The organism is Nocardioides sp. cx-169 (assembly GCF_021083605.1).
Lineage (GTDB): Bacteria > Actinomycetota > Actinomycetes > Propionibacteriales > Nocardioidaceae > Nocardioides.
This window is the reverse complement of record NZ_JAJNRO010000001.1, coordinates 1-12436: the sequence shown is the minus strand read 5'-3', so window position 1 is coordinate 12436 and position 12436 is coordinate 1. Positions and strand designations below refer to the sequence as shown.

The following is a 12436-nucleotide window of genomic DNA, read 5'->3' as shown; positions in this document are numbered from 1 at the left end:
GTCAGTAGGAGTCGGCGATCGTGATCTCGTCGTAGGCCGTGGGCATGGCGTCATCGCCGTAGCACTTGAGCGGCACGACCTGCCCGACCTCCGCGGACTCAGAGTGGCACTTGACGGTGGCGAGGAGCTCGTTGTTCCGCAGCAGCTTGACCACCACGCTCGCCTTGTCGATCGACTCGCGCTGGTTCTCGAACTTCAGGCCCACGGCCGTGGCCCTCCCGGACTCGTCCGGCTCGACGGACCAGCCCTCGCGGTACTCGAACCCGTAGACGTCGAAGGCCTTGCCCTCCTCGATCGTCAGCGGGTTGTCGACACCGCCGGGCGCGTCGTCGTTGGCGGTGATCTCGTCGACGGTGTTGTCGACCTCGTTGACGGCCAGCCCCACCAGCGCCGCGCAGCCGCCGAGCATCAGCAGCCCGACGAGGCCGAGGATCAGCAGCACGTTGCGCGTCGTGTTGCTCTTCTGCGGTGGGTTGAAGGCACCGTAGGGCGCCGACGGGTACTGCCCGTAGGGCTGCTGCGGCTGACCGTACGCCGACCCGGAGGCCGGCGACGCGGAGGCGTGCTCGTGCGGCACCCAGTTGTGACCGTCCCAGCGCCACTTTCCGTCGGGGCTGATCTGCTCTCCGGGCTCGCCTTCGCTCATGGGCGGATCCTCCCATGGGCCAGCGCCGGGCAAACCTCAGGACTCGGCAGGCAGGCCGGTGTCGCGCACCAGGTAGATCCACGGGAAGGCCCGTGCCCCCACGACCCAGCCGTCCTTCTCGTAGCGCTTCAGGGACCCGGTCCAGACGACGCGCTTGTGCTCCCACTGCGTCGGCGTGCGCACGACGAGGTGGCGCAGCATCCCGGCCTGCACCGTGTGCCAGCCCAGCCGGCCCGCGAGCTCGAGCTCGCCCATCTCGTCGAAGGCGGTGACGGGGCCGAGCCAGCGCTGCTCGTCGGGCAGCGCGGCGGTGTCGGGTCGCTCGCCGAAGCGCTGCTGCACGGCCTGCCGGCTCAGGCCGAGCCGCTCCCCGATCGCGGCCCAGCTGTGGCCACCTGCTCGCGCGGCGGCGACGGACTGCTGGAGCAGCTGGCGTACGGCGGCCTCGGCCTGCGCGGTCCGAGCCACCAGCGCCAGCTCGTCGCCGCGGGGGGTGGCGTCGAGGATGGCCGCCCCGATCGCGTCGGCGAGCGCCGCCTGCTCAGCGCTCGTCACGGCTCGGCAGCCAGGTGTCGCCGCCCGGCTCCTTGGCCGGGTCGGGACGGAAGATCGCCGCCGCGAGCAGGTAGGCGCCGAGCACCATGCAGGCGAGGCACATTCCCTGGAACAGGCCCTTGTCGAACCCGTCGCGACCATGGGACAGCAGCCTCGCCAGCAGCCCGAGGAGCACGAGGACCGTGCCGAGCTTCAGTGAGGTGGAGCGTCGAGGACGAAGCGGGGGGCGCGAGGGCATGCGTCAAGGCTAGGTTGACGCATCGATTCTGTCAATCAAACGTTGACATGTCCTGGTCATGGGCGGCGAGGACCTCGGGGAGCGCTCGGCCTCGATCGGGTCCATGCAGGACGCCAGCGACTCGTCGTTCACGCGGTCATCCACAGGCCGACGGATCGCGCTTTTCAGGCGACGTTCGGCTGGCCACGGTGGTCGGCATGTCTCGGATACCCCGCCCCGCCCTGTCCCTGCTCACCGTCCTCGCCCTGCTCGTCGCCGGGCTGGCGCTGGTCCTCGCCCCGCCGGGAGGCCCGCCGCCGGCGCAGGCGGCGACCCGGGTGGCCAAGGAGACCTGCCGCCGCATCGACCCCAACCTGGTCAACGGAGCCTGCCTGCGCTACCGCGACGGAGAGCACCGTGGGCTGACCTGGATCGGCACCTACCGGGCGCCGAGCGGGCGGGTGTTCTTCTGCATCGACTTCCTCTACGACTCCCGCCTGCCCCGCCGCGCGCAGGTCGTCTCCACCGACCGCCTGGTCAACCAGCTCGGTGACCGGGTCGGCGACCGGGAGGTGGCCGCGCTCAACCACGTGATCTCGACCTGGGCCGGCCACGGCTCGACCGGCAGCGACGAGCGCGACGCCGCGATCGCGCTGATCATCCGCGAGGTGATGGGCGACGGCCGGCGCCGCGGGGGGACGGTCGTCTATCCCCAGGGGCTCGACGTCGGCGAGGCGGTTCGTCCGCCGGTCGGCGGGCTGGACGGGCGGATCATGGCGCTGGCCCAGCAGATGTGGCGCGCCGCCTCGGCGTACTACGGGCCGTACCGCCTGGAGCTGGAGAGCCGCCGCCGCGGCCCGCTGCACCTCGGCCGCTCGCGCGCCTACGGGGTGCAGGTCCGCGCCGCGTCGGGCCGGCTGGTGCCGGGGGTGCGGGTGCGCTTCGAGTGCCGGGGCCCGATCCGCTGCCCGCGCCCCTTGGTCTCGCGCCGCGAGGCCGTGGTCGTGCGGGTCACCCCGCGCCAGGTCGGGCGCTACCGCGTCCGCGCCTTCGCGGCCGGGCCCTCGTCGGACGGCCTGCTCTTCCGCACGCGTCACTGGCGCGCCCACGGCGGCGACCACGCCCGCGACGCCGGCAAGCAGCGCGGCTGGATCGCCCAGGAGAGCCGCACGACGGCGGCGGTGCAGGCCAGCGCCCGCATCCGCAAGGCACGGCCGCAGGTCGTCACCCAGACCTCCGACGCCGAGGTGACCCCCGGCGCGCAGATCCACGACGTCGTCACGGTCACCGGCCTGCCCGACCGGTACGCCGCCCAGGTCGCCGCCACGCTCTACGGACCCTTCGACGCCCAGCCCGGCCGAGACGACTGCACGCCCGACCGGGTCGCCGGCCGGGTGAGCTTCCCGGTCGCCGGTGACGGCACCTACGAGACGCCGCCGCTGAGCGTCGACCGGGTCGGCTACTACACCTGGGTGGAGGCCTTCCCGGGCGACGAGGAGACGGTGCCGGTCACGACCCGGTGCGGGCTGGTCGAGGAGACGACGCTGGTCATCGCGTTCACCCCCACGATCAGCACCACCGCGTCCCGACAGCGCGCCCACGTCGGCGACGCCCTCCACGACACCATGATCCTCGGGGGGATCGAGGACAGCCCGGTGACGATCGAGTGGACGCTGCACGGGCCGCGCCCGGCAGCTGCGGACGGGACCTGTGCGGGGATCTCGTGGGCGGGCTCCGCGGTCGCCGCCCACGGCACGGTCGCGGCCGCCGGCGACGGTCGCTACCGCACGCCGTCGACCACGCTGCGCCGCGCCGGCTGCTACACCTACAGCCAGCACCTGCCGCCGACCCCGCTGACCACCGAGGCGAGCAGCCCGCCCGGGCTGGCCACCGAGACCGCGCTGGCCGTGCGCCGTACCCCCCGGGTGCGCACGGTCGCCTCCGACCAGCGCGCCCACGTGGGCGCCCGGCTGCGCGACACGGTCCGCGTCAGCGGCCTCGCGAAGAGCGACCGGGTGACCGTCCGGTGGACGCTGCACGGCCCGCTCGCGCCGCGGCGGGACGGCTCGTGCGAGGACCTGCGCTGGGGTGCGGCGCCGGTCGCCGATCGCGGCGTGCTCGTGGCGCGCGGCAGCGGCACCTACGAGACGAGAGGCACGGTGGTCGCCGTCCCGGGGTGCTACACCTACAGCGAGCGCCTGCGCGAGACGGCCACGACGGAGCCCGTCGCGACCGAGCCGGGGCTCCCGCTCGAGACGGCGCTGATCACCCGACCGCCCTTGCCGTGGATCCCCGAGGTGCCCTCCGGCTGGGCCCGGCCGGACCCCGAGGCGTCCTACCCCACCACCGCGACCCGACCCCGTTACCTCTATCGGCCGTACGTCGCACCGCCCCTGCCCGCACACGCGCGGCGCCGGTCTGCGGGCGAGCTGCGCATCGACCGGATCGGGGTGCGCGCACCGGTCGACGCGGTCGGTCTCGACCACGGCACGATGGCGATCCCCAACAGCCGCCACCGCCTCGGCTGGCTCAGCGCGACCGCGGCCTCCGCGGACCTGCTCGGCTCGAGCGTGGTCTCGGGCCATGTCTCGGACCGTCACGACCGGCCCGGCGCGCTGTGGCGACTGCGGCTGGCCCGGGTCGGCGACGTCGTGCGGTGGAGCGAGCCCGGCGGCAAGGCGCACCGCTTCGTGGTGCGCAGCATCCGCCGCTACGACCGGCGCCGCGGCGTCCCCGGGCAGGTCTTCCGCGTCGACGGCCCGCACCTGCTGCACCTGGTGACCTGCACCAACCGGCGAGACCTGGGCGGCGTTCCACTACGCCGACAACCTGGTCGTCACCGCCGAGGAGGTGTCCTGACTCACGCGCCGCGCATGTGGGATCTGTGGTCCCCGCTGGCACCCTGGGTAGAGATGACTGACGACTCCCAGACCGAAGACAGTGCGGCCAAGATCGACTGGGTCAAGACGGTGGCGGGTGCCCTTGCGGCGGTCACGGCGGCCGTCCTGCTCTCGACCCTCGGCGCCGCCGGCACCCTGATCGGCGCCGCGCTCGGCAGCGTGCTCGTGACGGTCGCGACCCAGCTCTACGCCCAAGGGCTGGCAAGGAGCAAGCGAACCATGGCCAAGGCCCAGGAGGCCGCCCTGCTCAAGGTGGGCGTCGCCCAGGCCGAGGTCCGGCGGGCCGGTCGCCGCAAGGACGACACCGGCGCGGCTCGGGCCCATCTCGGGGCGGCCGACGACCGGCTCGACCAGGCGCGCGCCGAGCTGGACGACGCCGCGCAGCCGGACACCGAGCCGGCGACGAGCCTGGGCGCGCGGCTGCGGCTCCTGCCGTGGAAGAGGATCGGCCTCAGCGCGGCCGCGGCCTTCCTGGTGGCGCTGGCCCTGATCGCCTCGTTCGAGGCCGTGACCGGACGCAGCGTCTCGTCCTACACCGGCGGCAGCGACAAGGACTCGGGCTCGACGTTCAACGGGGGCGGGAACTCCGACGACACGGAGGACCGGAAGGACGAGCCGGCCCAGCAGCCGACCGACCCGACCAGCGAGCCCACGCCGAGCGACGACGCCCCGACGTCCGAGGCGCCTTCGGAGGAGCCCACCGAGGAGCCGTCGGAGGAGCCCAGCGACGAGGTGCCGTCGGAGCAGCCCACCGAGGAGCCGACGCAGCTGCCCTCGGCGCCGGGACCCACACCGACGCCGTGACCGGATCGCCGCGCGACCTGCTGCTCGCGGACCGGGCCCGGACTGAGGCGCGGCTGGCCACGCTGCGCGGAGACTTCCGCAGCGTGGTGGACGCCTCGCGCGACACCAACGCCGACGACGAGCACGACCCAGAGGGCGCGACCATCGCGTTCGAGCGCTCCCAGGTGGGGGCGCTCGTGCGGCAGGCGACCCGGCACCTCGACGAGGTGGGCGCCGCGCTGGACCGGCTGAGTGCCGGCACGTACGGGCTGCGCGAGGTGTGCGGACGTGCGATCGCCGCCGGGCGGTTGGAGGTCCGCCCGACGGCGCGCACGTGCGTGGCCTGCGCCTAGGTCACTGGACCGAGGCGGGGAACCGCTCCCACACCCGGTGGGACGCCATGAGCGCCTGCACCTCGGTGAAGACCGCCTCGGCGGCCTCGCCGGAGACGACTCCCGGCTCGCTCGCCGGGATGGCGGCCGCGGTGAGTGCGTGGGCGCCCTCGCCCCAGACGCCGATCACCTTCGCGTGCCGGAAGCACTCCTGCAGCATCAGCACGACCCGAGGGTCGACCATCGGCTGGTCGGGCGTGCCCGCCTTGTCGTCCCGGGCGCCCAGCGCGTCGGGCGCGGGCACGGGTGCCCCGGCGACCAGCAGCACGTCGAACTCCACGGAGCGCCCGGTCGCGAACGTCCGCTGGACGGGCATCCCGTCGACCATGCCGCCGTGCGGCGCGATCAGCAGCGGCACCATGCCGGCGGCGTCGATCGTGCGGCGCAGCGCGGAGACGCCCTCGAGGTCGCCGTCGGGGTCGACGACGATCCCGACCATGCGGCCGTCGGCCGGCCACTCGCCGCCGACCTGGGAGAGCGCCGGGCTGAGCTCGGGCTCCTCCAGGGCGATGGTCGCCTTCGGCGCGGGCAGGCCGAGGCCGGTGGCGACCTCCTGGCACAGCACCGGGTCGATGTTGGCCAGCGCCTGGAGCTGGCGCTCCTTGATCGACTGCTCGTAGCACTTGCCGAGCTCGAAGGTGTAGGCCCGGATGATGTGCTCCTTCTCCACCGGGGTCATGCTCAGCCAGAACTGGCGCGGCTGGCTGTAGTGGTCGTCGAACGACGCCGGGTTCTCGCGGACCTTCGTGCCTTCCGCGACGCGGACCGGCAGGTCGAGGACCGGGCCGGCGTCGGCGCCGGCGAAGAACGGGCAGCCGCCGTCCAGCGAGTTGGGCTTGTACGGCGCGACGCCACCGTGGACGGCGTGCTGATGGAAGCCGTCGCGCAGCATGTCGTTGACGGGGGCGTGCGGGCGGTTGATCGGGATCTGCGAGAAGTTCGGCCCGCCGAGCCGCGTGAGCTGGGTGTCGACGTAGGAGAAGAGCCGCGTCTGCAGCAGCGGGTCGTCGGTGACGTCGATGCCCGGAGGCAGGTGCCCGACGTGGAAGGCGACCTGCTCGGTCTCGGCGAAGAAGTTGGTCGGGTTGGCGTTGAGGGTCAGCCGGCCGATCGGCTGTACCTCGGCCTGCTCCTCGGGCACGATCTTGGTGGGGTCGAGCAGGTCGATGCCGTTGAACATCTGCTCCTCGTTGTCCTCGAACACCTGGATCCCCAGCTCCCACTGGGGGAACGCGCCGGACTCGATGGCGTCGTAGAGGTCCCGACGGTGGAAGTCGGGGTCGATGCCGTTGATCAGCTGCGCCTCCTCCCAGGTGAGCGAGTGGACGCCCAGCACGGGCTTCCAGTGGAACTTCACCAGCGAGGTCTTGCCGGCCTCGTTGACGCAGCGGAAGGTGTGGACGCCGAAGCCCTCCATCATCCGGTACGAGCGCGGGATGCCGCGGTCCGACATGTTCCACATCGTGTGGTTCTGGGCCTCGGTGTGCAGCGAGACGAAGTCCCAGAACGTGTCGTGCGCGCTCTGCGCCTGCGGGATCTCGCGGTCCGGGTGCGGCTTGCCGGCGTGGATGACGTCGGGGAACTTGATCCCGTCCTGGATGAAGAACACCGGGATGTTGTTGCCGACCAGGTCGAAGGTGCCCTCGTCGGTGTAGAACTTCGTCGCGAACCCACGGGTGTCGCGCACGGTGTCGGCCGAGCCACGTGAGCCGAGCACGGTGGAGAACCGCACGAACACCGGCGTCTCCTTGCCCTTGGCGAGGAAGCCGGCCTTGGTCACGGAGGACGCGGAGCCGTAGCCCTCGAACACGCCGTGGGCGCCCGCGCCGCGGGCGTGCACCACGCGCTCGGGGATGCGCTCGTGGTCGAAGTGGGTGATCTTCTCGCGCAGGTGGTGGTCCTGCAACAGCGTCGGGCCGCGCGGTCCTGCCTTGAGCGAGTGGTCGCTATCGCGCAGGCGGGCGCCCTGGGACGTCGTGAGGTAGGCGCCCTGCTGGGCCGCGTCGGTGGGCTCGGCGTCGACGTGGGCGCCCGTGGGGGTGCGGGTGTCGGGCGTGCCCTGGTCCGACTTCGGCGGCAGCGGCTCCACCGGGGTGGTCGGCTCCTCGAGCGGGGCCGGCGCGCTGCCCGGCGTACCGGGGATCGTCGGCTCCAGGAGCTCGGCGGCCTTGTCGACGGTGGACTTGACGGCCTTGGACGCCTTCTGGGCGGCCTTCTTGGCTGGCTTGCTCGGTGACATGCGACTCCTCGATACGGGTACGGACGCTCCGGTACCCGGATCCGCCTCCTGAATCACCCCTATGGGCGGCATGGCCCGAGGATCCATGGGGACCGGCCACTCGTCTGCACTCGAGAAGGAGCTCTTATGTCACTTCGTGACCAGCACGCCAGCACCGCGCACGACGGCCGCGACAAGGTCGCGAAGACCCTCGCGCTCGTGACCGGAGCGGTGTTCCTCCTGGTCGGCGTCGCCGGCTTCATCCCCGGCATCACCACCGACTACGACACGATGAAGTTCGCCGGACACGAGAGCCGCGCCGAGCTGCTCGGGATCTTCCAGGTGTCGATCCTGCACAACATCGTCCACCTGCTCTTCGGCATCGCCGGCCTCGCGCTCGCGCGCAAGGCCACCACCGCGATCGCCTATCTCGTCGGCGGCGGGATCGTCTACTTCGTGCTGTGGATCTACGGTCTGGTCATCGACCACGACCACGATGCCAACTTCGTCCCGCTCAACGACGCGGACAACTGGCTGCACCTCATCCTGGCGGTCGCCATGGTCGGCATGGGTCTCGCGGCGCAGCGCGCGCTGCGCGGCGACGTCGGCAGCCAGACCCCGATGTGAGTCGACTGGCCCGGCTCGGACGACGCGCGGCCTCGGCGGGTGGGTCGGCGTTGTCCGCCGCCACCCGCGCCTTGGCCGCCTTACGACCCGCAGCGAAGCCGCTGCACCCGAAGGGGCAGGTATTCCATGCGTGCCTGTACCGGCACGGCATGGAGCCGCCGCTGGGGGTGGAGTTCCTGGACACCGTCTCGACCGACGAGGTGCTGGTGCGCCAGTCGCGGGCCATCGGCCTGCCCACGGCGCTGCCCGACATCCACGGGCTGGCGGTCAGGGTTACCAACCCCGACGGGAGCCACGGCGACCTGCTCTTCGCGACGACCGGCCTGGGCCGGCTGACCCGGCACGTGCTGACCTTCAGCAAGGAGCAGTACGGGCGGCCCGCGACGACGTTGCTGCCCTACCGCACCGCGGCCGGCCCCGTCCTGCTAGCGGCGCGCGCCAGCGGCGACGCCTCCGTGGAGATCCTCTGCGCCGTCGGCGAGGGGGAGTGGCGCCACCTCGCCGACCTGCGGCTCACCCAGACGCTCGCCGACGACCAGGTGATCTCGTTCGACCCGGTGCGCCACCGGTTGCCGGGCCTCGAGCAGTACGACTGGGTGCGCCGGCTGCGCGCCCCGGCGTACGAGGAGGCCCGCGAGAGTCGTAGCGACGACGCGGTTGTGCCGACCCGAGATAGTTGACGACGTGGAGGCCCAGCCGCGACTCATCCCCGTCCGCCAGCCAGAGCACGCCACCGGCATCGCGCTGATCATGCACGGTGGGGCCTCGCGCGGCCAGCGGATGATGGTCAGTCCCACCCAGCTGTCGGTGGTGCGGATGGCGCCCACCGCCAAGCGGGTCGCCCGCGAGGGACGCGGCAAGCTCGCGGTCTACCGGCTGCTCAACTCCTACCGCGGCTGGGACACCCAGCACACCCCCGTGCGCGACGTGGAGTGGGCGCTGGACGAGCTGCGAGGAAGGCACGGCGTGCTGCCGGTCGGCCTCGTCGGCCACTCGCTCGGCGGCCGGGCCGCCCTGCTCGCCGGCGACCGGCTGGGCGTCGAGTCCGTCGTCGCCCTGAACCCGTGGGTCTACCCCGACGACACGGTGGACCTGTCCGGGCGCCGGGTGCTCTTCGTGCACGGCCTGGCCGACCGGATCGCGCTGCCGCAGCGTGCCGAGGCGGTGGCCCGCCGCGTCGCGCAGACCACGGACGTCGGCTTCATCAGCATCCCGGGCGGCAAGCACGCGATGCTGCGCCACGGGCGGTCCTTCGACGGCTACGGCGCGGAGTTCACCGCGGTGTCCCTGCTCGGCCACATCCCCCGCGGCTCGGTCTCCAGCGCGGTCATGCGGGTCCTCGACGGCGACGAGTGGGTCACGGCGTAGGCAGCACGACCGGGATCTCCTGACCCAGCCGAGCACCCAGCTCGAGGTCGAGTCCGTCGCCGGACCAGAAGGTGCCCGGGTCGTAGTAGTTGGTGGGCCGCCGGTCGTCGAGCAGGCCCATGGCCTGGTACGTCGCCGCGACGACCTCCGCGCAGTAGGTCAGCTCGGCCGGCGCCTTGCTCCGCACGCGCCCGCGCGCCCACCGGCCCACCAGCTTCGCGGTCGAGGGGAACGGCGTGCCGTCCAGCCGCGCGACCGTGCGCAGCACCGCCGCCTCCATGCCGGCATCCACCTCCGGGTCGAGCTGGCGCAACCACGCCCGCTGGTCGTAGCGCCCACACCACTGCGTCACCGCGTCGCGCAGATCGTGCAGCTGCACGCCGCGGTGGTGCTCGCCGGTCCACACGTCGATCAGCCCCTTGCCGAGCTCGGCATGCCACATCAGTGGCGGCAGGTCGTCGATCACGACCGCCATGCCGACGTGGTTGACCGGCGCGTTGGTCAGGACCCGGATAGCGTGGTCGGCGGCGGAGCGGCCTCGGAACAGCCAGAGGTCGCCGGTGCGGGTGATCTCGGCCGCGGCGTCGAGCGTCAGCCTGGTGGTGTCCAACGTGAGGGAGTCCTGTCGGTGAAGCTGTGGAAGATCCTAGGGATCGCGGGACTGACCGGGGTGGCCGCCACCGGGGCGATCATCGCCCGCGAGCAGCGTAAGCGCGCGCAGGTCACTCCGGACGACGTTCGTCGCAAGCTGCACGAGCGCCTCGCCGAGCTCGACGATCAGCGGTAGCCCACCAGCGTCGGCGTCGCCTCGACCACCTCGAGTGGCACCGGCGCGCCTGGGATGGTCACCGTGCCCGGCACCGGCTGCCACGCTCCGCCGTTGACGCGCCAGTCGGCGGCGTAAGTGGTGTCCACGGCCGGGCCCACCTGCCCCTCGGCGAGGTAGCGGTGGGTGATCTCGAGTCGCGGGTACGGCGACCCGCCACTGCGCGTGCTCAGCGACTCGCCGTCCCCGAAGCGCCACCCGAACCCGCTCGGGCGGATCCGTAGGTCCACCTGCTGCCCCAGCAGGGTGATCGTGCGGGTGAACGGCTCGGTCTCGGTGTAGAAGTTCGTCTTGAAGTTCACCAGGGTCCGGCCGTTCGGTGGCTGCACGACGAGATCGGAGGGTGGGAGGGGGAGCTCTCGAAACGCGGCGGCGACGATGCCGGGCGTGAGTGTTGGCTCTGCTTCCCCAGAACAGAATTCGCCGGGGTTGTATCCCCAGAGGCCAGCTGCGCCAACACAGGCGGCGTCGCCCACCGGAACGTCGAAGGTGGGAACCGATCCGCCCCCCGTTGTGGATGTTGTGCCATCACATTGGGCAACCAAATGGGTAAAGGCATGCCCGTCGATCAGGTTTGTCGAGGCAACATACGAACAGCCGCCAGCAGCGGCTGTCTCCCTGGGAGTCGACAAGGCCCCGAGCGCCACCAAAAGCGCAACGAAGGCTTTCATTCCAGGAAACCGATGAGTGAAACGAGCCATTCGCTTTCCAACTGCTTCAGCTCAAAGATTGCGATGCGCTTCTCCGCTGGGTAAGTAACTGGGGTCGCGGCGGCGTCGTCGTAGGTCGTCCCCCCAGCCATAGACAGCGCTGTCGTAACCTGCACGGCCCCTGGCTTCTTGTGCGTGATCCTCGTTCGCAAGACCCGCCAACCCGGCGTTTCGAACCGACCACCCTTCTCGTATGTCTCTGCGATCGGATCAATGAGGTCCGCGCAGGACTTGCAGTCAGGAGAGCTCAATTGTTGCGCGCCGGTGATCGCGTCGCCCCCGAGTGCCCTATTCCTCGCCTCCACCCAGGCGCGGACTGTCTGTTCAGGAGCCGTTGGTTTCGCTGGCTCAGTTTGCGGTGACGGTGTGGGCGTACCGGACTCACTCGGGCTCGCGCTCGGCGTTGGCTCCACGCGGGGTTCGGGGGCGTCGTCGGAGCAGGCAGCGACGACCAGGGTGGTCGCGGCGAGGAGCGCCGCCAGTCGTACGCGGTCCACGACAGGTCCTTCCCGAGATGGTGCGGTTCGAAAGTTACCGCTCGGGCGACGGGACCGGAAGCGCTACGGCGCAGGCTGTGGACAACGCGGGGAAGGCCCGGTTAGACGACCAGCTCGTAGACGAGGGCCTTCCTCGCCGGGTAAATGTCGACGCGGCCGGGTGGGTCGGGTGCGCGGGAGTGATGTCGGTGGCCGGTGGGGGTGGTGGTCTCGATGGTGTGGGTGCCGTCGGGGGTGGTGAGGGAGTGCGCGGTCCAGCCGGGGGCCTGTTTGGCGTGGTTGCAGCGTTCGCAGAGTCCTTGGAGGTTGGTCGCGGTGGTGTGGCCGCCGTGCTGCCAGGCGAGGACGTGGTCGGTGTGGCGGATCGGGGCGCCGCACCACGGGGTGCGGCACAGGTCCTGGTCGCGGGTGGCGACGAACTCGGCGAGGCCGTCGGGGGCGAGGCGGGCGCGGGAGTCCATCGCGATGAGCTGCCCGGTGCGCGGTGAGGCGTAGAGGCGCCGGATCCAGAGCCGGGTGCCGCGAAGGGCGTCCTTGACGAACGCCCGCGCCCAGGGGGCGGGCACGGGGCCGTAGCCCTCGAGGTGGGCGGGGTCGTGGGTGGGGGCGAAGAACGCGCGGTCGGTCATGACGAGCTTGACCTCGACCTTGACCGGCTCGTGGGTGGGGGCGCCGGTGACGCGCTCGACGAGGGTGT

The 12436-nt window shown here is 72.0% G+C and carries 14 protein-coding genes; 6 read left to right on the top strand and 8 right to left on the bottom strand.

Annotation, left to right across the window (positions count from 1 at the left end; translation table 11 throughout):
• Position 1 precedes the first annotated feature (1 nt).
• The 3 genes from LRP67_RS00070 to LRP67_RS00060 are packed head-to-tail and all read right to left on the bottom strand — an operon-like array spanning position 2 to position 1439.
• Positions 2 to 646 carry a hypothetical protein gene (locus LRP67_RS00070; RefSeq protein WP_231267912.1) on the bottom strand — a complete coding sequence of 215 codons (645 nt, stop codon included), beginning with the start codon at positions 644 to 646 and terminating at the stop codon, positions 2 to 4.
• A gap of 36 nt (positions 647 to 682) precedes the next feature.
• Positions 683 to 1201 (bottom strand): AsnC family protein, encoded by a 519-nt coding sequence (locus LRP67_RS00065; protein WP_231267911.1) that lies wholly within the window; start codon positions 1199 to 1201, stop codon positions 683 to 685.
• The gene (locus LRP67_RS00060; protein WP_231267910.1) at positions 1188 to 1439 is read right to left on the bottom strand and encodes a hypothetical protein; all 252 of its coding nucleotides are present in this window, start codon (positions 1437 to 1439) and stop codon (positions 1188 to 1190) included. Before LRP67_RS00060 ends, LRP67_RS00065 begins: the two co-directional genes overlap by 14 nt.
• A gap of 197 nt (positions 1440 to 1636) precedes the next feature.
• Here LRP67_RS00060 and LRP67_RS00055 point away from each other — a divergent pair, with 197 nt between their 5' ends.
• Both LRP67_RS00055 and LRP67_RS00050 read left to right on the top strand, forming a co-directional pair.
• Positions 1637 to 5122, top strand: coding sequence for a class F sortase (locus tag LRP67_RS00055; protein WP_231267909.1), 3486 nt, complete (start codon positions 1637 to 1639; stop codon positions 5120 to 5122).
• Complete coding sequence (locus tag LRP67_RS00050; RefSeq protein ID WP_231267908.1) at positions 5119 to 5454, top strand: TraR/DksA C4-type zinc finger protein; 336 nt, start codon at positions 5119 to 5121, stop codon at positions 5452 to 5454. Before LRP67_RS00055 ends, LRP67_RS00050 begins: the two co-directional genes overlap by 4 nt.
• Position 5455: 1 nt before the next feature.
• Here LRP67_RS00050 and LRP67_RS00045 read toward each other — a convergent pair whose 3' ends face one another.
• On the bottom strand, positions 5456 to 7732 hold the full coding sequence (locus LRP67_RS00045) for a catalase (protein ID WP_231267907.1): 2277 nt from the start codon (positions 7730 to 7732) through the stop codon (positions 5456 to 5458).
• Between the two features lie 126 nt (positions 7733 to 7858).
• Here LRP67_RS00045 and LRP67_RS00040 point away from each other — a divergent pair, with 126 nt between their 5' ends.
• The 3 genes from LRP67_RS00040 (at position 7859) to LRP67_RS00030 (ending at position 9706) form a co-directional block, all read left to right on the top strand.
• Positions 7859 to 8338 carry a DUF4383 domain-containing protein gene (locus tag LRP67_RS00040; protein WP_231267906.1) on the top strand — a complete coding sequence of 160 codons (480 nt, stop codon included), beginning with the start codon at positions 7859 to 7861 and terminating at the stop codon, positions 8336 to 8338.
• Positions 8339 to 8487: 149 nt separating this feature from the next.
• On the top strand, positions 8488 to 9018 hold the full coding sequence (locus LRP67_RS00035; protein WP_231267905.1) for a hypothetical protein: 531 nt from the start codon (positions 8488 to 8490) through the stop codon (positions 9016 to 9018).
• A gap of 4 nt (positions 9019 to 9022) precedes the next feature.
• The gene (locus LRP67_RS00030) at positions 9023 to 9706 is read left to right on the top strand and encodes an alpha/beta hydrolase (protein WP_231267904.1); all 684 of its coding nucleotides are present in this window, start codon (positions 9023 to 9025) and stop codon (positions 9704 to 9706) included.
• Here the strand turns inward: LRP67_RS00030 and LRP67_RS00025 are convergent.
• Positions 9696 to 10316, bottom strand: coding sequence for a hypothetical protein (locus LRP67_RS00025; protein WP_231267903.1), 621 nt, complete (start codon positions 10314 to 10316; stop codon positions 9696 to 9698). The two genes, LRP67_RS00030 and LRP67_RS00025, sit on opposite strands and share 11 nt — an antisense overlap.
• Before the next feature lie 18 nt (positions 10317 to 10334).
• Between LRP67_RS00025 and LRP67_RS00020 the strand changes: the two genes are divergently transcribed.
• Positions 10335 to 10493 (top strand): hypothetical protein, encoded by a 159-nt coding sequence (locus LRP67_RS00020; protein WP_231244866.1) that lies wholly within the window; start codon positions 10335 to 10337, stop codon positions 10491 to 10493.
• Here LRP67_RS00020 and LRP67_RS00015 read toward each other — a convergent pair.
• The 3 genes from LRP67_RS00015 to LRP67_RS00005 all read right to left on the bottom strand — a co-directional run.
• Positions 10484 to 10861: a hypothetical protein gene (locus LRP67_RS00015; protein WP_231267902.1), complete on the bottom strand. Its 378-nt coding sequence runs from the start codon at positions 10859 to 10861 to the stop codon at positions 10484 to 10486. The two genes, LRP67_RS00020 and LRP67_RS00015, sit on opposite strands and share 10 nt — an antisense overlap.
• A gap of 338 nt (positions 10862 to 11199) precedes the next feature.
• On the bottom strand, positions 11200 to 11739 hold the full coding sequence (locus LRP67_RS00010; RefSeq protein WP_231267901.1) for a hypothetical protein: 540 nt from the start codon (positions 11737 to 11739) through the stop codon (positions 11200 to 11202).
• Positions 11740 to 11840: 101 nt separating this feature from the next.
• The coding region (locus LRP67_RS00005; RefSeq protein ID WP_231267900.1) for an HNH endonuclease at positions 11841 to 12436 on the bottom strand (596 nt) is incomplete at its 5' end.